This window comes from Kitasatospora sp. NPDC048407 (genome assembly GCF_043200475.1).
GTDB lineage: Bacteria > Actinomycetota > Actinomycetes > Streptomycetales > Streptomycetaceae > Kitasatospora.
Window position 1 is genome coordinate 367,723 of the sequence record NZ_JBICXW010000001.1, and the last position, 22,123, is coordinate 389,845.

Annotated in this window: 20 protein-coding genes; 11 read left to right on the forward strand and 9 right to left on the reverse strand. The window is 73.0% G+C overall.

From position 1 onward, the window contains the following. Positions 1-286: 286 nt before the first annotated feature. The gene (locus tag ACGFWJ_RS01765) at positions 287-2,326 is read right to left on the reverse strand and encodes a glycoside hydrolase family 6 protein (RefSeq protein WP_392944176.1); all 2,040 of its coding nucleotides are present in this window, start codon (positions 2,324-2,326) and stop codon (positions 287-289) included. A 281-nt stretch (positions 2,327-2,607) separates the two neighbouring features. Here ACGFWJ_RS01765 and ACGFWJ_RS01770 point away from each other — a divergent pair, with 281 nt between their 5' ends. From ACGFWJ_RS01770 to ACGFWJ_RS01805, 8 genes are all read left to right on the forward strand, one after another. Further along, positions 2,608-3,783 (forward strand): winged helix DNA-binding domain-containing protein, encoded by a 1,176-nt coding sequence (locus ACGFWJ_RS01770; RefSeq protein ID WP_392944178.1) that lies wholly within the window; start codon positions 2,608-2,610, stop codon positions 3,781-3,783. A gap of 5 nt (positions 3,784-3,788) precedes the next feature. Continuing rightward, on the forward strand, positions 3,789-5,624 hold the full coding sequence (locus ACGFWJ_RS01775) for an S-adenosylmethionine:tRNA ribosyltransferase-isomerase (RefSeq protein WP_392944179.1): 1,836 nt from the start codon (positions 3,789-3,791) through the stop codon (positions 5,622-5,624). Positions 5,625-5,726: 102 nt separating this feature from the next. Further along, positions 5,727-6,758 carry an aminotransferase class I/II-fold pyridoxal phosphate-dependent enzyme gene (locus ACGFWJ_RS01780; protein WP_392944181.1) on the forward strand — a complete coding sequence of 344 codons (1,032 nt, stop codon included), beginning with the start codon at positions 5,727-5,729 and terminating at the stop codon, positions 6,756-6,758. A gap of 133 nt (positions 6,759-6,891) precedes the next feature. Next, the gene (gene egtA / locus ACGFWJ_RS01785) at positions 6,892-8,166 is read left to right on the forward strand and encodes an ergothioneine biosynthesis glutamate--cysteine ligase EgtA (RefSeq protein ID WP_392944183.1); all 1,275 of its coding nucleotides are present in this window, start codon (positions 6,892-6,894) and stop codon (positions 8,164-8,166) included. Beyond that, a complete protein-coding gene (gene egtB / locus ACGFWJ_RS01790; RefSeq protein ID WP_392944185.1) occupies positions 8,160-9,488 on the forward strand; it encodes an ergothioneine biosynthesis protein EgtB in 1,329 nt (442 codons plus the stop codon). The genes egtA and egtB overlap by 7 nt, the downstream gene beginning before the upstream one ends. Beyond that, a complete protein-coding gene (gene egtC / locus ACGFWJ_RS01795; protein ID WP_392944187.1) occupies positions 9,488-10,300 on the forward strand; it encodes an ergothioneine biosynthesis protein EgtC in 813 nt (270 codons plus the stop codon). The genes egtB and egtC overlap by 1 nt, the downstream gene beginning before the upstream one ends. Continuing rightward, complete coding sequence (gene egtD / locus ACGFWJ_RS01800; protein ID WP_392944189.1) at positions 10,297-11,280, forward strand: L-histidine N(alpha)-methyltransferase; 984 nt, start codon at positions 10,297-10,299, stop codon at positions 11,278-11,280. The genes egtC and egtD overlap by 4 nt, the downstream gene beginning before the upstream one ends. 120 nt (positions 11,281-11,400) lie before the next feature. Further along, positions 11,401-12,588: an aminoglycoside phosphotransferase family protein gene (locus tag ACGFWJ_RS01805; protein WP_392944191.1), complete on the forward strand. Its 1,188-nt coding sequence runs from the start codon at positions 11,401-11,403 to the stop codon at positions 12,586-12,588. 60 nt (positions 12,589-12,648) lie between these two features. Here ACGFWJ_RS01805 and ACGFWJ_RS01810 read toward each other — a convergent pair whose 3' ends face one another. The 6 genes from ACGFWJ_RS01810 to ACGFWJ_RS01835 all read right to left on the reverse strand — a co-directional run bounded on the left by ACGFWJ_RS01810 (position 12,649) and on the right by ACGFWJ_RS01835 (position 16,522). Continuing rightward, positions 12,649-13,188, reverse strand: a complete 540-nt coding sequence (locus tag ACGFWJ_RS01810; RefSeq protein WP_392944193.1) for a DUF3592 domain-containing protein — start codon at positions 13,186-13,188, stop codon at positions 12,649-12,651. A 102-nt stretch (positions 13,189-13,290) separates the two neighbouring features. Further along, entirely contained in the window at positions 13,291-13,713 is a 423-nt protein-coding gene (locus ACGFWJ_RS01815; protein ID WP_392944195.1) for a hypothetical protein, read from the reverse strand. Between the two features lie 80 nt (positions 13,714-13,793). Continuing rightward, entirely contained in the window at positions 13,794-14,276 is a 483-nt protein-coding gene (locus tag ACGFWJ_RS01820) for a DUF3592 domain-containing protein (RefSeq protein ID WP_392944197.1), read from the reverse strand. Between the two features lie 165 nt (positions 14,277-14,441). After that, entirely contained in the window at positions 14,442-15,173 is a 732-nt protein-coding gene (locus ACGFWJ_RS01825; RefSeq protein ID WP_392944199.1) for an MIP family channel protein, read from the reverse strand. 315 nt (positions 15,174-15,488) lie between these two features. Further along, on the reverse strand, positions 15,489-15,860 hold the full coding sequence (locus tag ACGFWJ_RS01830) for a DUF3592 domain-containing protein (RefSeq protein ID WP_392944201.1): 372 nt from the start codon (positions 15,858-15,860) through the stop codon (positions 15,489-15,491). A 32-nt stretch (positions 15,861-15,892) separates the two neighbouring features. Next, positions 15,893-16,522 (reverse strand): TetR/AcrR family transcriptional regulator, encoded by a 630-nt coding sequence (locus ACGFWJ_RS01835; RefSeq protein WP_387860095.1) that lies wholly within the window; start codon positions 16,520-16,522, stop codon positions 15,893-15,895. Between the two features lie 180 nt (positions 16,523-16,702). Here ACGFWJ_RS01835 and ACGFWJ_RS01840 point away from each other — a divergent pair, with 180 nt between their 5' ends. The 3 genes from ACGFWJ_RS01840 to fabG all read left to right on the forward strand — a co-directional run bounded on the left by ACGFWJ_RS01840 (position 16,703) and on the right by fabG (position 19,960). Then, a complete protein-coding gene (locus ACGFWJ_RS01840; RefSeq protein ID WP_392944203.1) occupies positions 16,703-17,887 on the forward strand; it encodes an acyl-CoA dehydrogenase family protein in 1,185 nt (394 codons plus the stop codon). Between the two features lie 89 nt (positions 17,888-17,976). Further along, entirely contained in the window at positions 17,977-19,164 is a 1,188-nt protein-coding gene (locus tag ACGFWJ_RS01845; RefSeq protein WP_392945446.1) for a thiolase family protein, read from the forward strand. A 37-nt stretch (positions 19,165-19,201) separates the two neighbouring features. After that, complete coding sequence (gene fabG / locus ACGFWJ_RS01850) at positions 19,202-19,960, forward strand: 3-oxoacyl-ACP reductase FabG (protein ID WP_392944205.1); 759 nt, start codon at positions 19,202-19,204, stop codon at positions 19,958-19,960. A 42-nt stretch (positions 19,961-20,002) separates the two neighbouring features. On the opposite strand, the gene ACGFWJ_RS01855 is transcribed toward fabG, so the two are convergent. Continuing rightward, positions 20,003-20,299: a muconolactone Delta-isomerase family protein gene (locus ACGFWJ_RS01855; protein ID WP_392944207.1), complete on the reverse strand. Its 297-nt coding sequence runs from the start codon at positions 20,297-20,299 to the stop codon at positions 20,003-20,005. A 111-nt stretch (positions 20,300-20,410) separates the two neighbouring features. Continuing rightward, positions 20,411-22,042, reverse strand: a complete 1,632-nt coding sequence (locus ACGFWJ_RS01860; protein WP_392944209.1) for an ABC-F family ATP-binding cassette domain-containing protein — start codon at positions 22,040-22,042, stop codon at positions 20,411-20,413. Between the last annotated feature and the right edge of the window lie 81 nt (positions 22,043-22,123).

The following is a 22,123-nucleotide window of genomic DNA, read 5'->3' on the forward strand; positions in this document are numbered from 1 at the left end:
TCGTCCGACCGGGCGTAGTGATCACCGCCGGCCGCAGCGCATCGACGGCGGCCGGTCCCGGCCACGAGGCTGCCGCCTGCCGGCGGGGTCTGCGGGCGGACGGCGCCGGAGCTGCGCGGGGCGCGGCAAGCGGCATCGCCCGACCAGGTGCACGACACGCCGCAGGCCCGGCACACGATCATCGCTGGCCGCAGGGCACCGACGGCGGCCCGGCACCGTGCACCGGAACCGCCGCCCGCCCGCAGGGTTCGCGGGTGGGCGGCGGCGGGGTGGTGCGGGGGCGGTGTCAGCTGGTGGCGGTGCAGGTGAGGGTGGGGGTGGCGTTGCTGCCGGAGTAGTTGGCGCCGAAGCCGAACGCGGTGCTGGCACCGGCTGCGACGGTGCCGTTGTAGGCGAGGTTGGTCACGGTGACGGCCGGGCCGGACTGGGCGAGCTGGCCGTTCCACAGGTTGGTGATCTGCTGGTTGCCGCCGAAGTTCCAGGTGACCTTCCAGGTCTTGATCGCCGCGCTGCCGGCGGTGACGGTGACGTCGGCGTTGAAGCCGGCGCCCCAGTCGTTGGTGACCTTGTAGCTGGCCGTGCAGCCGGCGCCGGTGCCGCCGCCGGAGGCCTGGGTGGTGGCGACGAGTGCCGCGGAGGCCGCGGAGACGTTGCCCGCGGCGTCGCGCGCCTTGACGGTGTACGAGTACGCGGTCGAGGCGGTCAGGCCGGTGTCGGTGTAGGAGGTGCCGGCGGTGGACCCGATCAGAACACCACCGCGATAAACGTCGTAGCCGGTGACGCCGACGTTGTCGGTGGCGGCGTTCCAGGTCAGCGAGACGCTGCCGGCGGTGGTGGTGGCTGCCAGGCCGGTGGGGGCGGTCGGCGGGGTGGTGTCGCCGGTGGACGGGCCGAGCGCGGGGTAGGCGTTCTTCAGCAGTTCCTGGAACTGCGCGGAGAACCAGTGGCCGGCCAGCGGGGCGCCCGGCAGCGCGCCCGACATGTTGTTGTTGTTGCGCGGGTTGCCCGTGTACGTGGGGTCGCACATCCGGTCGAAGCCCTTGCCCTCGTTGTTCGGGATCGCCGAGCTCGCGCCGTCCGACTCGCCGGGCGGCTTGACCCACACGTACGCGGCGATGCCGTCCTCGGGGGCGGCCTTGGGGCGTTCGCCGAGGCCCGCGCCGGACTGGTTGCACCAGTTGCCGGTCTGGAAGCGGCGGTCGATGCGGCCGCCGTCGACGTACGCGTCGACGCTGGTCGTCGGGCCCGGTCCGGCCGGTCGGCTGCTGCCGCCCCAGCCGTTGCGCGAGGTGTCGATCAGCATGCCGACGTTCACGTTGAAGCCGGACGCGACCGCCTTGGTCCGGAACGCCTTGGCGTAGGTCGCCTCGTCGACGTAGTTGTTCCAGTCCACCCACTTCGACTGGCGCACCGAGGTGCCGTTCACCGAGTCGCCGACGGTGAAGTTGGGTTCGTGCAGCGCCGAGTAGTTGGCGGTGTTGGTGATGAAGCCCTGGACGTTGTTGACGGTCGAGCCGGACGCGGTGGCGGCCTGCTTGATGACGTCGATGGCGGGTTGCAGGTTGGAGTCCCAGCCGAGCCAGCCGTGGTGGCCGGCGTCCACGTAGTTGTAGACGTTCGGGATGGCGCCGAGCTTGGCGAGCGCGTAGCCGACGCCGTTCACGTAGTTGCCGTTGGCCTTCATGGTGTCGCAGGCGGGGGTGGCGGTGGCGGTGCCGCCGGCGTTGGTGACCAGGTTGGGGAGCGAGTCGATTTCGACGGTGGTGACGATCCGCAGGTTCGCGTAGGCCGGGTCGGCCAGGATGGCGGCGATCGGGTCGATGAACTCGCTCTTGTAGCGCGGCAGTTCGGTGGGGCCGAGTTCGCCGTTCGAGGCCAGGGCGGAGCAGTCGCGGCCCGGCAGGTCGTAGATGACGACCTGGAACACGTACGGCTTGCCCGCGGCCTGCTGCACGGCGGCGTTCAGGTGGTCGCGCAGGCCCATCACACCGTTGCCGCCGGCGATGGCCGCGATGCGGTCCATCCAGACGGCGGTGGGCTGGGTGGAGATGGCGGAGCCGCCCGGTTCGGCGGCGGCGTGGGCGGACCACTCGGGGTTCAGGTAGACCCCGGCGCCGACGAACGGGTTGTCCACGCGGGCGGTCGCCGCGGCGTGGGCGGCGGGGGTCGCGGCGGCGATCGGCAGTGCGGTCGCGGCGCTGAGCACCGCGGCCGCTGCCGCCGTCCGAAGACGGCGCGTCAGGTTGGCCGACACAGTCACGGGAGTCCTTTCGGGTGGGGGACGGACTCGGCGTGAGACACCCCCAACTGGTGGGAGCGCTCCCATACTTGGCCCGGACGGGATCGAACTCGGCCCGGGAACAACCGATATGAAGCCATGGCCTCCTGATGTCGTCAAGCAGTTGCACAGAAACCATGGGAGCGCTCCCGCAGCGATGGCCGGACCCCCGCGAAGGGACGCGCACTTCACCACCTCGCCGCCCCACCGACCCCACCCCGGGAGCAGGCCGGTCCACCCGGACGAAACTTTCACGGCACGCGTTGCGGAGGTGAGGTCGCCGCGCACCGTGGCAGGCTGAGGACCACCCGGAGTCCGAGGAGGAACGCGTGCCCGCCCGACCGCAGTTCGATGACGACCAGCGCCGCGCCCGGCTGGCCCGGCGGCACCACCTCGCCCCGGACGCCCGGGCGGACCGGGCCGAGCAGGTGGTGGACGACCTGGTCGCCGTGCACGCCACCGATCCCGCCACGGTGTTCCTCGCCGTCGCGGCCCGGCTCGCCACGCCCGGCATCGCCGACACCGAACGGGCCCTGTACCGGGACGGCACCGTGCTGCGCCAACACGGCATGCGCAGTACGCTGTTCGCGATCCCCGCCGCGCTCGCCCCGACCGTGTACACCTCCACCACCGCGAAGCTGGTGGCCCGCGAACGCGCCCGCCTGCTCAAGGACTTCGCCGCCTCCGGCCGCGACGCCGACTGGACGGCCGGCGTGGAGTCCGCCGTCCGCTCCGCCCTCGCCGACACCGACCTGACGGGCAGTCAAATCGGCGAGCTGGTACCGCAGTTGCGGGAGAAGATCGAGTACGGTGCGGGCACCTCGTACCGCGCCGAGCAGTCGGTCGGGATGCGCCTGCTGCGGCTGCTCGGTATGGAGGGCAGCATGGTTCGTCGCCGCCCGGTGGGCAGTTGGACCAGCAGCCAGCACCGCTGGGCGCCTGGCCCGCCGGCCCCGGCCGCGCCGTCGGCGGCCGAACGGGCGGAGGCGCAGCGGGAGTTGGCGCGGCGCTGGCTGGAGCGGTACGGCCCGGCGACGGAGGACGATCTGGTGTGGTGGACGGGCTGGGGTGTCCGCGAGGTGCGGGCGGCGCTGGCCGGCTGCGCGGCCGTCGAGGTGGAACTCGCGGGCGGCGCAACCGGGTTCGTTCTTCCCGGCGATCTCGACCCGGTCGCGGAGCCGGGCCCGTGGGCGGCGTTGCTGCCGGCCCTGGATCCGACCGCGATGAACGGGAAGCACCGCGACTGGTACCTGCCTTCCGGCCACCGTCCGCAGCTGGTCGACCGCTCGGGCAACATCGGCCCGACGGTGTGGTGGAACGGCCGGGTGGTCGGCGGCTGGGCCCAACGGCCGGACGGCGAGGTGGTGTTCGAGCTCCTGGAGGATGCCGGCCGGGAGGCGGACGCCGCCATCGCGGCGCGGGCCACCGAACTGCGCGCGGTGCTCGGCGACGCCCGGGTCACGCCGCGTTTCCGCACCCCGCTGGAGCGCCGCCTCTCCTCCTGAGGCGTTTGGTCCTCGCGGGCTCGCTGAACAACCTCTCGCTGCGGCCGGCGGACGTTCGACGCCACGACGAGGCGCCGGCCGTCACACGGGAAGCGGTGGAGGTCCTCCGTCGGCTCGCGGCCGGCGCGCCCGCCCGCCACGAACCCGCGCTCGCCGCCGCCCTGTCCGACCTCGGCTCCCGTCTGGCCGCCACCGGGGACTACCGCGACGCCCTCACCGCCGAGGAAGAAGCTGTCCGCATCCGCCGCCGCCTGGCCGCCGCCGGCCCCGCCGTCCACGACTCCCACCTCGCCACCTCGCTGCACGACCTCGGCCACCCCCTGGGCAATCTGCGGCAGTTCGCCGAGGGCTACGCCGCCGCGTTCGAGGTCCTGACCATCCACCACCGGCCGGCCACCGTCAGCCCCGCCCGCCACATCGCCGACGCGGCCTGTGCGCTGCTCCTCCTCGCCCGGCTGCTGGGCGCGACCGGCCATCTCCCCGAAGTGCTGGAGGCCATGGAGGAGGCCGAGGCGCTCTACCGCTCTCTCGTCGCCGCCCGGCCCTCGCTGATCCCGGAGCTCAACGCCGGGCTGGGCGTGCGAGCGAAGGCGCTCGACGTGATGGGACGCCGGCAGGAGGGCCGCGGCGGCGCGCCGCCGGAAGGTGCCGGACTCGTCCCGCTGAGCATGCGGTGGTCCGAACGGCAGGCACGAGGTGCGGCTGCCACACCGCTCGGGTCCACTCGTCGATATCGGCGAGCCACCGGTCGCCGGCCATGCGAACCGAGAGGATGGCGGACCATGCGGACCGAGGAATTCGAATTCGACCACAACGCGAAGGACATGCCGACCGACCCCGTCGAACTGCGCGGCCGGAACCGCGAGAACGGAAAGATGGTGGTGCTCGACCGGTCCGGAGGAACGATCGAGCACACCGAATTCCCCGCCATTCTCGATCACCTCCAGGTCGGCGATCTGCTGGTGCTGAACGACAGCTACATGCTGTCGAACACGCTGGCATTCCGGCACGACGGCAAGGCAGTGGACGTCATCGTGTACGGCCACGAGCCGGACGGCGCGAACATCGTGAAGATCGACGCCCGGAAGAAACTCGAACCCGGCCTCACTCTGACATCCGTCGACGATCCCGAACTGAAATGTATTCTGGTCGGGCCGCAGCCCGACCGGCTCTGGAAAGTGACATTCGAACCCGCCGAGCGACTGGTGCCCGCGCTCGATCGGCACGGGCGGCGCAGCGACGAGACCGTCCCGCTCGATCCGGCGAACTGGCAGTCGGCGCGCGGGGCGTACCGGTCGGTCTACGCCAGGACGCCGGGTTCGCTGGAGATCCCGTCGGCGGGCCTGCATTTCTCGCGGGAGCTGCTGGAGCGCATTTCCGACAAGGGGGTCGAGATCGCCTACATCACGCTGCATGTGGGCGCGACCGAGATCCTCGCGGTGCGGCATATCAGTGCGGACGAGGTCGAGGACCACAAGGTGCGGTCCGAGTATTTCGAGGTCGGGAAGAAGGCGGCCGCGCAGATCGGCCGGGCGATGGCCGAGGGGCGGCGGATTGTCGCGGTCGGCACGACGGTGATGCGAACGCTCGAATCGCTGAAGACCGGGGACGGGGCCGGAGTCGAGCCGCAGAAGGGGTGGACGGATCTCTACATCTATCCGGGGTTCCAATTCCGGATCGTGAATGCGCTGGTGACCAATCTGCACCGGCCGCGTTCCAGTCACATTGTGCTCACGGCGGCGTTCGGCGGAAAGGATCTCGTGATGCGGTCCTATGCGGAGGTCCTCGAGAAGGGCGGGTACGAGTTCGACATGTTCGGTGATTGCATGCTCATTCTCTAGCTGCGGGGAGTGGTCGTGGGCGGTGCGTTTTCGCGGGACGGAACGGGGAGTGCGAAGTGGGCGCGGGCGGGCGCGGGGCGGATCGCGATGGGGGTCGCGGACATGGATCTGCCGGGGCCGCCGGCGGTGGGGGCGGCGTTGCGGGTGCGGGCGGGGCATCCGGCGTTCGGGTATCCGGTGGTGGAGGAGGCGGACCGGGTGCTGGTGGCGCGCTGGTACCGGCGGCGGCACGGGGTGGAGGTGCCGCCGGAGTGGGTGATGCTGCTGCCGTTCGGGCCGGGTACGGCGGTGCGGTTGCTGCTGGAGGCGGCGCGTCCGCTGTCCGGTCCGGCGGTGTGTGTGACGCCGGAGTGGAACGGGTTGGCCCGGGCGTGCCGGGCGGCGGGGGTGCCGGTGCGGGAGGTGCCGCTGGTCCATGCCCCGGAGCAACGGGAAAACGCTTTCCGGTTGCCGCTCGGGGGGATCGCCGCCGCCTGCCCCGGCATGGTGCTGCTGAGCAGTCCGAACAATCCGACGGGTCTGCTCTGGCCGGCCGGCGACATCCGGGCGCTGGCCCGGACGGCGGCGCCGGGGCTGCTGGTGTCGGACGAGGTGCACGGGGATCTGCGGCATCCGGACGCGGGTGTGCCGCACCCGGTGGCGGTGGCGGTGACGGACGGCGCGCCGAACGTGGTGACGCTGAACTCGGTCGGCAAGACCTTCAACCTGTCGGGGGTGCCGAGCTGTCTCGCGCTGGTGCCGGATCCGGCGCTCCGGGCGCGGCTGGCGGAGGTGATGGCGGGGTTCGGCCTGTGGGAGGGCGGTCTGCTGGGCGCGCTGGTGCAGCGGGCGGCCCTCGCGGAGGGTGAGGAGTGGCTGGCGGGGCTGCTGACACGGTTGGTGACGGCCCGGGAGTCGGCGACGGCGGCGCTGGGCGGCGCGGTGCTGGCCCGTCCACAGGCGTCGTTCCTGCTCTGGCTGGACGGATCTGGCCTCGGGACCAGGGAAGATCTGCTCACACAGCGTCATGTCGAACTGGCGAGCGGGTTTGACTTCGGTCCGGCCGGTTCCGGCTGTCTGCGGCTGAATTTCGCCCTGCCGCCGGACCGGCTCCGCACCGCTCTCACCCGCTTGACCTGCGCGACTACGAGCTGACGGGCGTCGAGGTTTGCCCCGGGGCAGACTGAGCAGGAACAACCGGGCCCTAGTCACGTACCGAGGGATGGTGAGTCCGGTGACAGTTGTACGCCCACCACAGGCCGATCTACCGGCCGATTCGACACAGAGCGTGACCCCGCCGACGGAGTTGACCGAGGCATCGGCCGAACGACACCTGGGCGCCATCTGCTTCAAGATCGGGCCGCCGGCGCTGGTCGGGGTGGAGGCGGAGTGGTTCGTCCATGACGGCCGATGTCCGACCGCCCCGGTGGATCCCGCCCGGGTGGCGGCCGCGCTGGCGGTGCTGCCCGGTTCGGCCGACGGCCCGGTGTTCCCGGCCGGCTCCCGGCTGACGTACGAACCCGGCGGGCAGGTCGAGCTCAGCTCCCCGCCCGCCGCCGACCCGGCCGCCTGCGCGGCGGGTCTGAGCACCGACCAGACGGTACTGCGGGCGGCACTCGCCGCCGAGGGCCTGCGGCTGACGGGCACCGGCACCGATCCGCTGGACCGCGAGCGCCGGATGCTGGCCACCCACCCGCGGTACCGGGCGATGGAACGCCACTTCGCCCGCGGCGGCCCGTGGGGCCGGATCATGATGACGGGCACCGCGTCCGTGCAGGTCTGCGTGGACGCGGGCACCGAGGCGACGTACCTCGACCGCTGGCGCCTGGCGCATCAGCTGGGGCCGGTGCTGGTCGGCGCGTTCGCCAACTCCCCGCTGCTGGAAGGCCGTCCGACGGGCTGGAAGTCGACCCGGCAGCTGGTCTGGTCGCGGATGGACCCCTCCCGCACGCTGGCCCCGCCGCCGCTGGCCGACCCGCGCGAGGCGTGGACCCGCTACGTGCTGGACGCCGCGGTGCTGTGCGTGCGCCGCCCGGAGGGCCTGCCGTGGGACGCGCCGGCGGGGCTGACGTTCCGCGACTGGCTGCGCGGCGGCGGCGAACGCGGCGCCGTGCTGGCCGACCTGGACTACCACCGCACCACCCTGTTCCCGCCGGTCCGTCCGCGCGGCCACCTGGAACTGCGGATGATCGACGCCCAGCCCGGCGAGGGCTGGCGGGTGCCGCTGGCACTGGTGTCCGCACTCATGGACGACCCGCAGGCCGCCGACGAGGCCCGGTCCGCACTGGAACGCCTCGGCCACGCGGGCTCACGCGCGCCCCGCTCGGGCCTGTGGCGGCGCGCCGCCGCGCTCGGCATGGCCGACGCCGAACTGCGCCGGGCCGCCCTGGCCTGCTTCTCCGCCGCCGAGCGGGCACTCGCCCGCCGCGACGGCCAACTCCGGCCCGCACTGCTGGAGTTCGCCGAACGCTATCCGGCCCGGGGCCGCTGCCCCGCCGACGACCAGTTGGCCGCGCTGCGCACCGGCGCCGCGCCCGCGCTGCAGGAGGACACCCCGTGCTGAACGCCGACCGCACCGACCCCGCCGTGCTGCGCGAGCTGATCGCCACCGAACTGCTGGCCGCCCGGGAACGCACCGGGCTGCTCACCGGCGCCGTCGAGGACGCCGAACTCGTCGCCCAGCACTCGCCGTTGATGTCACCGCTGGTGTGGGACCTGGCGCACATCGGCAACCAGGAGGAGCTGTGGCTGCTGCGCAACGTCGGCGGCCGCGACCCGATGCACCCGGAGATCGACCCGCTGTACGACGCGTTCGAGCACCCGCGCGCCGAGCGCCCCAGCCTGCCGCTGCTGCCGCCCGACCAGGCCCGCGCATACGCGTACGAGGTGCGCGGCCGGGTGCTGGACCTGCTGGCCGCCTCGCCGCTGGAGGGTGCGCCGCTGCTGGACGCCGGGTTCGCGTTCGGGATGATCGCGCAGCACGAGCAGCAGCACGACGAGACGATGCTGATCACCCACCAGCTGCGCGAGGGCCCGGCGGTGCTGGACGCCCCGCCGCCGCCCGCCGCCGAGGGCACCCTGGCGCCCGAAGTGCTCGTCCCGGCAGGCCCGTTCACCATGGGTACCGACACCGAGCCGTGGGCGCTCGACAACGAACGCCCGGCACACCTGGTGGACCTGCCGGCGTTCTGGCTGGACACCGCGCCGGTCACCAACGCCGCCTACCAGGCGTTCATCGCCGACGGCGGCTACCGCGACCCGCGCTGGTGGACGCCGGCCGGCTGGGAGCACCGGATGGCCGCCGACCTGACGGCTCCGCTGTTCTGGACCCAGCGGGACGGGCAGTGGCTGCGCCGCCGCTTCGGGCACGTCGAGCCGGTTCCGCCGAACGAGCCGGTGCTGCACGTCAGTTGGTACGAGGCCGACGCGTACGCCCGGTGGGCGGGGCGGCGGCTGCCGACCGAGGCGGAGTGGGAGAAGGCGGCCCGGCACGACCCGGTGACCGGCCGCTCCCGGCGCTTCCCGTGGGGCGACGATCCGCCCGGCCCGGAGCACGCCAACCTCGACCAGCGCCACCTGCGCCCGGCCCCGGCCGGCGCCTACCCGCAGGGCGAATCGCCGTACGGGGCGCGGCAGTTGATCGGTGACGTGTGGGAGTGGACGGCCAGCGACTTCACCGCCTACCCGGGCTTCCGGGCGTGGCCGTACCGGGAGTACTCGGAGGTGTTCTTCGGGCCCGAGTACAAGGTGCTGCGCGGCGGCTCGTTCGCGGTCGCGCCGGTCGCCTGCCGGGGCACCTTCCGCAACTGGGACTACCCGATCCGGCGGCAGATCTTCTCCGGCTTCCGCACCGCCCGCGACGCCGAGGGACGGGGTGAGGTCTGATGTGCCGTCACTTCGCTTATCTGGGAAGGCCGGTGGCGCTGCGCACGGTCCTGCTGGATCCGCCGTTCGGCCTGCTGCGGCAGTCCTGGTCGCCCCGGTTGCAGCGCTTCGGCAACGTCAACGTGGACGGCTACGGGGTGGGCTGGTACGCCGAGGGCGACGAGCGGCCGGCCCGCTACCGGCGGGAGGGGCCGATCTGGGCGGACGGCGATCTCGCGGACCTGGCCCGGGTGGTGCGCTCGCACGCGATACTCGGCGCCGTCCGCTCGGCGACCCCGGGCTGCGCGCCGGGCCCGCAGGCGGCGGCCCCGTTCGCCGCCGGGCGCTGGCTGTTCAGCCACAACGGGGCGCTGCCGGGCTGGCCGGGCGCGTTCGAGCCGCTGGCCGAACTGCTGCCCACCGCCGAGCTGTTGGAGCTGGAGGCGCGCACCGATTCGGCGCTGCTGTGGGCGGTGGTGCTGAACCGGCTGCGCGCGGGCGTCGAGTTGGGCAAGGCGCTCGCCGAAGTGTGCCTGGCGGCGTCCGAGTTGGCCGATGCCAGGATCAACCTGCTGGCCACCGACGGCAGTTCGCTGGCCGCGACCGCCTGGGGCGACACGCTGTTCCAGCGCCGGGACGCGGACGGCTCGCTGCTGGTGGCCTCCGAGCCGTTCGACGACGGGCCGGGCTGGTCCGAAGTCCCCGACCGTTCCCTGCTGGTGGCCGACGCGGCCGGCAGCGCGCTCACCCCGCTGGTGGCCCACCCGGCCGGCAGCGCGCTCACCCCGCCGGCCCCGACCGGGCCGCGAAGCCGAGAGGACGCAACGCTGTGACCGGATACCGGCTGACCCGGCTGCTGCCCGCCGACCACCTGCACCACGCGCTGCGCGCGGACGTCCGCGCCGGCCTGGCCGGGAAACCGAAACGGCTGCCGCCGAAGTGGTTCTACGACGCCCGCGGCTCCGAGCTGTTCGAGGAGATCACCCGGCTGCCCGAGTACTACCCGACCCGGGCGGAGCGGGAGATCCTGACGGCGCGGGCCGGGGAGATCGCGGCCGCGACCGGGGCCCGCACCCTGGTCGAACTCGGCTCGGGCTCCTCGGAGAAGACCCGGCTGCTGCTGGACGCGCTGCGCGCGCACGGCACGCTGGAGCGGTACGTGCCGGTCGATGTCAGCGAGAGTGCGCTGGAGTCGGCGGCGAAGTCGCTGATCGCCGACTACCCGGGGCTCGAAGTCTCGGCGGTGCTCTCGGACTTCACCACCGGCCTCGGCCTGCCGGAGGAGGGCGGCGGCCCCCGGCTGGTGGTGTTCCTCGGCGGCACGCTGGGCAACCTGGTGCCGGCCGAGCGGGCCAAGTTCCTGTCCGGCCTGCGGGCCCAACTGCTGCCGGGCGACGCCCTGTTGCTGGGAACGGACCTGGTGAAGGACCCGGCGATGCTGGTCGCCGCGTACGACGACGCGGCGGGCGTGACGGCCGAGTTCAACCGGAACCTGCTGACGGTGCTGAACCGCGAGCTGGACGCGGACTTCGACCCGGCGCAGTTCGCGCACGTCGCGCTCTGGGACGCCGAGCAGGAGTGGATCGAGATGCGGCTGCGCTCGCTGCGGTCACAGAGCGTGAAGATCACGGAACTGGGTCTCGCGGTGCACTTCGAGGAGGGCGAGGAGCTGCACACCGAGGTGTCGGCGAAGTTCCGGCGCGAGCGGGTGGAGCGTGAACTGTTCGCCGCCGGACTGCGGTTGAGCGACTGGTGGACGGACTCCGAGGAGCGCTTCGGCCTGTCGCTGTCACGGCCGATGACGGACGCGTAGGAGCCGACCGCGGCCACCGGGCCCGCCCGGCGGACGCGTAGGGGCCGACCGCGGCCACCGGGCCCGCCCGCCGGCGGTAATTCGCTGGCGGGCGGGCCTCCGCGCCCGGACAATGCCCGGGTGCAGAACACTGAACAGCGGACGGCGACCGTCCTGATCGCATGGCAGGGTGAACTCCTCGGCGCGGTGGGGCCTTTCACGGCTTCCTCGCCCTACTGGGCGCAGATCGGCGAGGTGGTGCAGGCGGCGTCGGAGGCGGCCGGGGTCCCGGTGGCGCTGCTGCGGATGCTCTCCGTGGACGGCGGCGAGACCGGCAGCAGCGGCGACGTGGTGTACCTGGCGCAGGCCCTGGAGCGTCCGTCCCGGCCGCTGGCGGCGGCCCCCGCCGAAGACCTCGACGAGCAGCCGCTGCGGCTTCCGTGGGCGTCGGCGGACGGCCTGGCCGCCGAATGGGCCTGGGCGGACGGCGAGTTGGCGGCCCTCGGCCGGCCTCGGACCGGCCCCGTGGAGCAGCTGCGCAGCTGGAACCTGTCGGCGCTGTCGCGGTTCCCGACCGGCACGGGCGCGGCCTGGCTGAAGAGCACCCCGCCGTTCGCGGTGGCCGAGGCCGAGGTGATCGCCCGGGTCGCGAAGGCGGATCCGGAGCTGGTGCCGCGGGTGCTGGCGGCGGACGGCCGCCGGATGCTGATGGACGACGTGCCGGGCGTGGACTGCTGGGGGCTGCCGGAGGACGGCATGCTGAGCGTGGTCGACCGGTGGGCGTCCGTGCAGGCGGCCGTCGCGGAGGACGGGCCGGGCGGCTTGACGGACCGTTCACCCGCGGCGCTGGCCGCGCTGTTCCCCGCCCTGCTGGAGCGGCTGCGCCCCGAACTCACCGCCGAGGAGTACGACCGGGCGCTTGCGCTGGGCGACCGGCTGCCCGCCCTCGTTGACGAACTCGCGGACTGCGGGCTCCCGTTGACGCTGGTGCACGGCGACTGCCACCCGGGCAACTGGCGCTGGGACGGCCGGCGCGGAGTGGTGCTCGACTTCTCCGACGCGGTGTGGAGCCACCCGGCCCTCGACGGCCTGCGCCCGGCCCCGTTCCTCTCCCCCGAACGCGGCGCCACCGTCCGCGACCGCTGGGCCGCCGCCTGGCAGTCCCTCGTCCCGGACAGCGACCCGCTGCGCGCCCTGAAGCCGGCCGCGCCGCTGATGCACCTCCACTACGCGGTGCGCTACCAGGAGTTCCTGGACGGCATCGAGCCCAGCGAGCGCCCTTACCACACCGGCGACCCGGTGGCCTCGCTGCGCCGCGCCCTGCGGTAGCCGCTTCCCCGTCGCGCCGGGAGCCCGTACGGCCTGGCGCGGCGGGCGCGGGGCGGATCGCTACGGCCAGTTGCTGCCCGGGGTGGGGGTGGGCAGGTCGGTCGGTATCTGCGTGGCGAAGACGGACATGCCGATGGCGGCGACGGCGAATACCAGGCCGGCCACGGCGAAGAACGAGCCGATCGCGAGAACGACGACGTGTCCGGGGTGGCGGCCGGAGCCGGGGGCGTCGGCGGGGATGGCCTCCTGGGGGTGAGCGGGGAGGTACCGGACGGTGACGCGGTCACCGACGATCCGGGGGATGCCGGTGGTGTCCCTGAGGCGGATGTCCCGGCCGTCGGCGGTGCGGAAGCCGAGGATGACGTAGCGGCTGGTGCGGATGGTGACCGAGTCCGCGACGCGGTCCTGCGTCAGGTAGGCGTCCAGCACCTCGGCCTCGGCGACGAGTCCCTCGGTACGGACGCGGTCGCGGCGGCGGAAGCGCCGCAGGGCGAAGACGACGCCGCTGACGCCGAGGCCCGAGATCAGCAGGCCGACCAGGGCCATCAGGCCCGTGATCAGGCCGAAGACCGTGGTGAAAGTGTCTACTGCATCGTTCATTGGTCCCCCCGACAGTGGTGCAAGTGCGCCGAACGATAGGGGTCGGCCGCCGCACCCGGCAAGAGGTGTTCTCCGGTCCCGGGACCGGGAGATCGGGCCAGGTCAGAGCCAGGCTTCCGGGTCGCTGGGCCCGGTCGGCGGGTCGGCGCGGATCGCGCGGACGCCGACCACGGTGACGAGGAGGCCGACCCCGGCGAAGAGGACCGGGAAGACGAGCGTGGACCAGGAGAGTTGTTCGGGAAGCAGCGCGTGGCCCGGGCGGACCAGAGCGGTGACGGTGTCACCGGGCACCAGGTGGTCGGGGGCGGTGCGGATGTCGTCGACCGGAACGGGCTCCGGTATGCCGAGGATGATCTCGAAGGCATTGGTGCCGCCCGGCTTGTAGTGGGCGCTCAGGACCGTCGCTTGGACCCGCGGTGCGCCGGCGAAGTCGCAGCGGGCCTGAATGTTCAACCAGCCGGGGAAGACTCCGACAAGGAGGAGGAGCGGGCCGACCAGGACGCCGGTCTTCTTGCTGCGACCCATGGTGACGTCCCCCTCGGTGCGGCTCCCGCGAACGAGTTGATCATGGCAGGTGGGACGTACGCGGGGAAGGGCCGGGCAGGTCAGGGCGACCAGACGCCGGGGGTGGGCGGGTCGGACGGCATGTGGGCGAGGGTGATGACCAGTCCGATGATGCCGCCCACGGTCAGCAGGATGCTCATCACGATGCCGAAGGTGTCCTGCACGGCGCTGCGGTCGACGGCCACGGCCCGGTCCGGGCGCTCCGGCAGGTAGCGGACCGCGACCCGGTCGCCGACGGCGCGTCGATGGCCGTCCCTCTCGTCCACCCGGACCTCGCTGCCGTCCGGCGTGCGGAACCCGAGGATGGTGTGGCGCGTGGTGGTGGTGCTGCGGTTTTCGCCCACGCCGCTGGCGCTTTCGGAGGTGAAGACCACCAGGACGACCGCTTCGGCGAGCAGGCCCTCGGCCAGGGTGCGCCGCGCGCGATCGGCCTGCCAGGCGGTGCCGATGCCCGCCGCGACCCCCGTCGCCACGACGAAGAGGGAGAACACGATTCCGGCGACAGTCGGCCCGTCGTCCGTCATTCCGGTTCCCCCCATCGGTCGCGGCGGTCCGCGTGAAGGAACGGTGCTCCCCGTCCCGACAAGCGTCAACTCACCTGCCGATAACGGTTTGTGACGACCGGTCGACAAAGCGGCGGCCGGGACCGTGGTGTCGGTCCCGGCCGCCGCTCGGCCGTTGTGCGGGAACTACACCCGCGCGTCGGTGGCCAGGGCTTGCGCCACCGGGAGGTTCGGCTGCGGGTGGGTCAGCAGGTGGACGCCCGCCGCCAGTGCGCCACCGACCAGCGGGGCGAGCAGGAACAGCCACAGCTGGGAGAGCGCGTCGCCGCCCGCGAACAGCGCCGGGCCGAGGCTGCGCGCCGGGTTGACCGAGGTGCCGGTGAGCGGGATGCCGACCAGGTGGACGACCGCCAGGGCGATGCCGATCGGCAGGCCGTCGAAGCCGACGGCGGCCAGTCGGTGGGTGACCGACAGCACGACGTACACCAGCAGGAAGGTGAGGACGATCTCGGTGAGGAACGCGCCGCCGGCGTTGATGTGCACCTGGGAGCGCTCGCCCCAGCCGTTGGTGCCGAGCTTGCCGTGCGTCTCCAGCCCCGGCACCTGCTTGGCCAGCAGCAGGACGAGCGCCGCGCCGGCGATGCCGCCGAGCACCTGCGCGATCCAGTACGACACCGCGGTGCGCCCGTCGATCCGGCGGGCCAGCAGGAAGCCGAGCGTCACCGCCGGGTTCACGTGGCAGCCGGATATCGGTCCGAGCGCGTACGCCAGGGCGAGCAGCACGAAGCCGAAGGCGAGCGCGATGCCGACCGTTCCGATCGCGTCCCCCGCGAGCACCGCCGCGCCCACCGCCAGCAGAACCAGCAGCAGCGTCCCGAGGAACTCGCCGATCACCGCCCGCCTGTCCGTTCCACCCATGCGCCTGGTCCTCCTGACCGTCAGGGCAGGCGGATTGGTGCCGCCCACGTCCGGCCGACGCTGGTCGACCGTTCGGGCGAGCGCATGTCGGCCGGACGGCGCAGCGCCGTGTTCACGGCGCGTCCGCCTGCCGAATTGCTCCGAACGGATGAAACCGTACGGAAACGGAGAGCTCAATGCAAAACGGAAGTAAAACGGACAGACACGGACAGGACAGGCGGTCGGCAGCTGTCGGGACGTCAAACCGTCGGCCCGAGCCGCCCCCGGACGGCATGCGCGGCACGTTCCACGGGTGCAGGGCCGGTGCCGGGCGGGTCAGTGCCGCCACTGTGGGATGACGATGGGCGGGCGGGGCGGCAGGTGGCCGAGGGTGATGATCACTCCGACGAGCCCGCCGAGGATCAGAAGGGCGCCGACCGCCACGCAGATGGTGTCCTCGAGGGTGCCGTGGTCGACGGTCACGGCCCGGTCCGGGCGCTCGGGAAGGTAACGGACCCCGACCCGGTCGCCGACGGCACGTCGGAGACCGTTCTGCTCGTCGATCCGGTACTCGCGGCCGTCGGGGGTGCGGAACGCGAGAATGCTGTGGCGGGTGACACTGGTGCTGGTGCCGACGGAGCGGCGCTCCTTGTAGATCACCAGCACGAACGCCTCGGCGGGCACGCCGAAGGCCACTGCCGACGTCAACACACCTGCTGATACCGATTTCCGGCGGACCGTCAGACGATCTGCCGGTAGCGGAGTTCGAGCCCGTCGAGCAGCGCTTCGAGGCCGGTTTCGAAGGCGCCTTCGTCGATGGTGCGCCGGTGTTCGGCGAGGCGGTGGGCGTCGGCGAGGTGGGGGTACTCGGCGGTGTAGAGGGCGGCGTCCTCGGGGAAGCCGGCGGCGAACGAGCCGAGGGCCGAGCCGGTGATGAAGTAGCGCATCAGGGCGCCGATCCGGGTGGCCTGGCCGCGGGGCCAGCCGGCGTCGACCAGGCAGCCGAAGACGGCGTCGGCGAGGCGCAGCGCGTTGGGGCGGCGGCCGGGGCCCTGGGCGAGGACGGGGACGAGGTGGGGGTGGGCGGCCAGGGCGGCGCGGTAGGAGCGGGCCCAGTCGCGCAGGGCGGTGCGCCAGTCGGGCGGCGCGTCGAACATGGTGAGGTCGACCTCGCCGATGACACTGTCGACCACGGCGTCGAGGAGTTCGTCCTTGGTGGCGAAGTGGTTGTAGAGGGACGGTCCGCTGACGGAGAGTTCGGCGGCCAGGCGGCGGGTGGAGAGGGCGGGCAGTCCCTCGGTGTCGACCAGGGTGAGTGCGGCGGCGACGATCCGGTCCCGGCTGAGCAGGGGGGTGCGCGGGCGGGCGATCGTGGCCTCCTCGGGTCGCGGGCCGTCGGGGCCTGTTCGGCTCCGGAACCGCCCCATTGTCGCAGGCGCCCCCTTCCGTGCGGGGCGGGGGCGGGCTACAGTCACCGTAAAACTTGCACCGCTAGTTTATTCGGGGCGCCGGAGTGCCGCCGTCGGAATGTCGAGTCGAGGGGTCGCCGCGTGGACCTGGAGCTGACCGAGGAGCAGGTCGCCGTCCGGGAGTTGGCGGCGGGGTTCACCGACCGGGAGATCGTGCCGTTCGCCGCCGGATGGGACCGGGCGGAGTCGATCGATCCGGGGATCGTCAAGAAGCTCGGTGAGCTGGGGTTCCTGGGTCTCACCGTCCCCGAGGAGTACGGCGGCAGCGGCGGTGATCATCTGGCGTACTGCCTGGTGCTGGAGGAGCTGGGGCGCGGCGACTCCTCGGTGCGCGGGGTGGTGTCGGTCTCGCTGGGGCTGGTCGGCAAGTCGATCAACGCGTTCGGCACCGAGGAGCAGAAGCGGCAGTGGCTGCCCCGGCTGTGTTCGGGCGAGGCGCTGGCGTGTTTCGCGCTGACGGAGCCCGGTACCGGTTCGGACGCGGCGAACCTGACGACGCGGGCGGTGCGGGACGCTGGGGGCACCACCCGCTTGAGCGCGGCGAAAAGTGGGGGAGATTGGCTGATCTCCGGCGCGAAGATGTTCATCACCAACGGGACGTGGGCCGAGGTGGCGCTGGTGTTCGCCCGTACGGGTGAGCCCGGCCACCGGGGGGTGAGCGCTTTCCTGGTGCCGACGGACTCCCCCGGGTTCACCCGCACGCTGATCCACGGCAAGCTGGGGCTGCGCGGCCAGGCCACCGCCGAGCTGCACCTCGATGCCGTCCGGGTGCCCGACAGCGCACGGCTGGGCGAGGAGGGCAAGGGCTTCACGGTGGCGATGGCGGCGCTCGCCAAGGGCCGGATGTCGGTGGCGGCGGGCTGCGTCGGCATCGCGCAGGCGTCGCTGGACGCGGCGGTGCGCTACGCCGGCGAGCGCGAGCAGTTCGGAAAGTCCATCGCGCACCACCAGTTGGTGCAGGAGCTGCTGGCCGACATCGCGGTGGACGTGGCCGCGGCCCGGATGCTGACCTGGCGGGTCGCCGACCTGATCGACCGCCGGCTTCCCTTCGCCACGGAGTCCTCGGTCGCCAAGCTGTTCGCCAGCGAGGCGGCGGTGCGCTGCGCGAACAACGCGCTGCAGGTGTTCGGCGGGTACGGCTTCACAGACGAGTACCCGGTCGGCAAGTATCTGCGCGACGCCCGCGTGATGACGCTGTACGAGGGCACCAGCCAGATCCACAAGCTGCTCATCGGGCGTTCCCTGACCGGGGTCAACGCCTTCTGACTCCCACCGGGGTCAGCGCCTTCTGACGCCGGCCGCCTACCGGGCGGGACCGGCCCATCGGTAACCACGTGGAACAGGAGCTCGACGAAGTGCTTCCGGTCTTCATCGCCGCCGCCCGCCGCACCCCGATCGGTCGGCTGCGCGGCGCGCTGTCCAGCGTCCGGCCCGACGACCTGTCGGCGGCCGTGCTGCGCGGGCTGCTCGCCCAGGTGCCGGGGCTCGACCCGGCGCGGATCGACGACGTGTACTGGGGCGCCGCCAACCAGGCCGGCGAGGACAACCGCAACCTGGCCCGGATGGCGGTGCTGCTGGCGGGGCTGCCCGATTCGGTGCCGGGTGCGACCGTCAACCGGCTGTGCGCGTCCGGGATGGAGGCCGTCACCATGGCGGCCCGGGCGATCGGCTCCGGCGAGGCGGACGTGGTGGTGGCGGGCGGCTGCGAGTCGATGAGCCGCGCCCCGTTCGTACTGCCCCGCCCGGACGAGGCGCTGCCGCACCGGATGGAGACCTTCGACACCCGGCTCGGCTGGCGGCTCACCAACCCCCGGATGCGTGAGCTGCACGGCGTGCTGTCGATGGGCGAGACCGCCGAGGAGGTCGCGGGGCGTTACGGCATCAGCCGCGAGGCGCAGGACGCGTTCGCCCTGCGCAGCCACCAACTGGCCGCGCAGGCACGGGAGTCGGGCCACTTCGACGCCGAGCTGCTCGCCGTCGAACGCCCGGACGGGGTGCGGGTGGAGCGCGACGAGTCGATCCGGCCCGACACGACGGCGGAGAAGCTGGCCGCACTGAAGCCGGTGTTCCGGGCGGGCGGCAGCGTCACCGCGGGCAACGCCTCGCCGATGAACGACGGCGCGGCGGCGCTGCTGCTGGTGAGCGAACGAGCGCTGGCGGAGCTGGAGTTGGAGCCGCTGGGCCGGTACGTGGCGGGCGCGTCGATGGGCGTGCACCCGGACGTGATGGGCATCGGGCCGGTCCCGGCGACCCGGCGGGTGCTGGAGCGCGGCGGCTGGAAGCTGCAGGACGTGGAGACCGCCGAGTTCAACGAGGCGTTCGCGGCCCAAGCGCTGGCGTCCGTCGGCGAGTTGGGCATCGACCCGGAGCTGGTGAACCCGTCCGGCGGGGCGATCGCGCTCGGCCACCCGCTGGGCTGTTCGGGTGCCCGGATCCTCACCACCCTGCTGCACCGGATGCGCCGCACCGGCGCCCGGCGCGGCCTGGCGACGATGTGCGTGGGCGTCGGCCAGGGCTCCGCGGTGCTGGTCGAGCTGGACTGACTCTCTTTATCTGGCGATGCATCGGAAAGGTGTGGCTGTGGGCAAGTTCGACGGCAAGGTGGCGGTGGTGACCGGCGCCGCGCAGGGCATCGGGGCGGCGACGGCGCGGAAGCTGGCCGAGGAGGGCGCGGCGGTGGCCGTGGTCGACCTGACGGCGGAGCGCGCCGAGGGCACCGTGAAGGAGATCCTCGCGGCGGGCGGCACGGCGCGCGGGTTCGGCTGCGACGTGGCCGACTACGAGGCGGTGGAGGCGGTGTTCGCCGCCGTGGTCGAGGAGTTGGGAGCGGTTCACATCCTGGTGAACAACGCCGGGATCACCCGCGACAACCTGTTCTTCAAGATGCCGAAGAGCGACTGGGACGCGGTGCTGACGGTCAACCTGACCAGCGCCTACAACTGTTCGCACGTCGCGCAGCGGTACTTCGTGAAGCAGAAGTACGGCAAGATCGTGTCGCTGAGTTCGCGTTCGGCGCTCGGCAACCGCGGTCAGGCGAACTACGCGGCGGCGAAGGCCGGCATCCAGGGGCTGACGGCGACGCTGGCGATCGAGTTGGGCCCGTTCAACGTGAATGTGAACGCGGTGGCGCCTGGGTACATCGCGACGTCGATGACAGCGGCGACGGCGGAGCGGGTCGGGGCGACGCCGGAGGAGCACCAGGCGGAGGTCGCGCAGCGCACCCCGCTGCGGCGGGTGGGTCTGCCGGAGGAGGTCGCTTCGGTGGTGGCGTTCCTGGCGAGCGAGGACGCGTCGTACGTGAGCGGGCAGACGCTGTACGTCAACGGCGGCGCGCGGTAGTTCGGCCGGGGCCGCTGCTTCCGGCAGTGGCCCCGTCTCTCGTTAACGACTTCCGGTACCCGGGTCGTTGGGGTGCGGCTCCAGCGGGGTGACGACGGCGGTCATCCACGGCCACATCGGCAGCGTGCCGAGTACGTCCGTGCGCAGCCGGGCCTCGTCCTCGGCGCGCCAGATGCCGACGCTGCGCTTCTCTCCGACCGGCCGCCACAACCTGAACAGCCGCCCGGTGGAGGCGAGTTCAGCGGCGCGCTCGTGTTCGGCGGCGCGGCGCCGGTCGACCTCCTCGGCGGGGACGTCCTGGGGTACGGCGGTGGTGATCTCGACCAGGAACTCCTGCACGGTGCTGCTCCGTCTCTCCGGTCTCCCGGGTGCCGGCGGCACGGGGGTGGCGCCGCTCGGCGTCCATCGTCGGTCCGGGGGCCGGTCGTCGCGGCGACCGACACCCGGCGGTCAGCGGTTCATGCCGAGGGCGAGTTCGCGGCCCTGCCAGCGGCGGCGCAGCCAGCGGTCGTGGCCGGCCACCACGATCGCGCCCGGGCCCTTGCCGCCCATGGCCTCCTCCAGTTCGTCGCAGAGGAGTGGTGAGAGGTGGTTGGTGGGTTCGTCGAGCAGCAGCAGGTGCGGCGGGCGGGCCACCAGGAGGGCGAGGGCGAGGCGGCGGCGCTGGCCGACGGACAGGGCGCCGACGGGGCGGTCGAGGTCGGCGGCGGCCAGCAGGCCGAGCGAGGAGAGCGGGACGCGTTCGGCGTGGTCGGGGCCGAGGGTCAGCTCGTAGGTGTCGGCGGCGGTGCGCTCGGGGCGGGCGAAGGTGGTGTCCTGGGTGAGCAGGCCCACGGTCAGCCCGGGGCGCCGGTGCACCTCGCCGGTGGCGTCGAGGCGGCCGGCCAGGACGGCGAGCAGGGTGGACTTGCCCGTGCCGTTGGGGCCGGTGATCAGCAGGCGTTCGTCCGTGGCGATCTCCAGTTCGTCCAGGGTGAGCCTTCCCGGGAGGTGGATCCGGTGCAGCGTCACCAGCGGATCGGGGTTCTCCTCCTCCGGGCCGGTGGTGAGGTTCTGCGGGGCGAAGCGCAGGGGGACGGGCGGTTCGGCGACCTGGCGGCGTTCCAGGTCGGCGAGTCGGCCGGCGGCGTCGCGGACCCGGCGGGAGATCTGTTGCTGCACCCGGCCCGCGCGGTGGCCGTAGCCCATTTTCTCGTTGTCGGTGGGGCCGCGGTCCGGGGCGAGGCGGTGCGAGGTGACTCCTGCGGAGCGTCGCAGTTCCGCCAACTCCCGTTGCTCTGCGGCGTACTGGCGCTCCCAGCGATGCCGGCCGGCTCGCTTGGAGCCCAGATAGGCGCGGTAGCCGCCGCCGAAGCGGACCGGGCCGTCGGTGGCCGGGTCGAGATCGATCAGGTCGGTGCAGACGGCGTCGAGGAACGCCCGGTCGTGGCTGGCGACGACCACCGTGCCGGGCAGAGCACGGAGTTGGTCCTCCAGGAAGGCGGCGGCGTCGTCGTCGAGGTGGTTGGTGGGCTCGTCGAGCAGGACGGCCGACGGGCGGCGGACCAGCAGGGCGGCCAGGGCGAGGCGGCCGCGCTGCCCGCCGGAGAGCGAGCTGAGGGTGCGCCGGTGTGCGACGGCGGCGAGGCCGAGGCCGTCGAGCAGCAGGGCGGCGCGGCGGTCGGCGTCCCAGGCCTCGCGGTGCTGAGTCTGTTCCAGCCGGGTGCCGTAGGCGGCCAGCAGGGCGGGCTGGCGCGGGTCGCCGTCGGGGAGTTCGGTGAGTTCGCTGCCGAGACGGTCGAGTTCGGCGAGGTCGGTGCGGGCCTCGCGCAGCGCGTCGTCCAGGACGGCGGCGACGGTGGTGGCGGCGTCGAACGGCATTTCCTGGTGCAGGAATCCGAGGTCGGCGGGGCGGGTGACGCTCCCGGCGTCGGGTTCGTCCGCGCCGGCCAGCACCCTCAGCAGGGTGGACTTGCCGCAGCCGTTCTCCCCGATCAGGCCGAAGCGGCGGCCGGGGGCGGCGGTCAGGGACAGTCCGTCGAGGATCCGGCGGCCGCCGAGGATCCGGACCAAGTCGTTTGCGATCAGGGCGGGTTGGGGCATGGGGGAACTCCGGTTCGGTCTGTGGCGGCCCGTCCGGACGCGAGTCTCCGGCCGACGGGCGGACGGGCGGACGGGCGGACG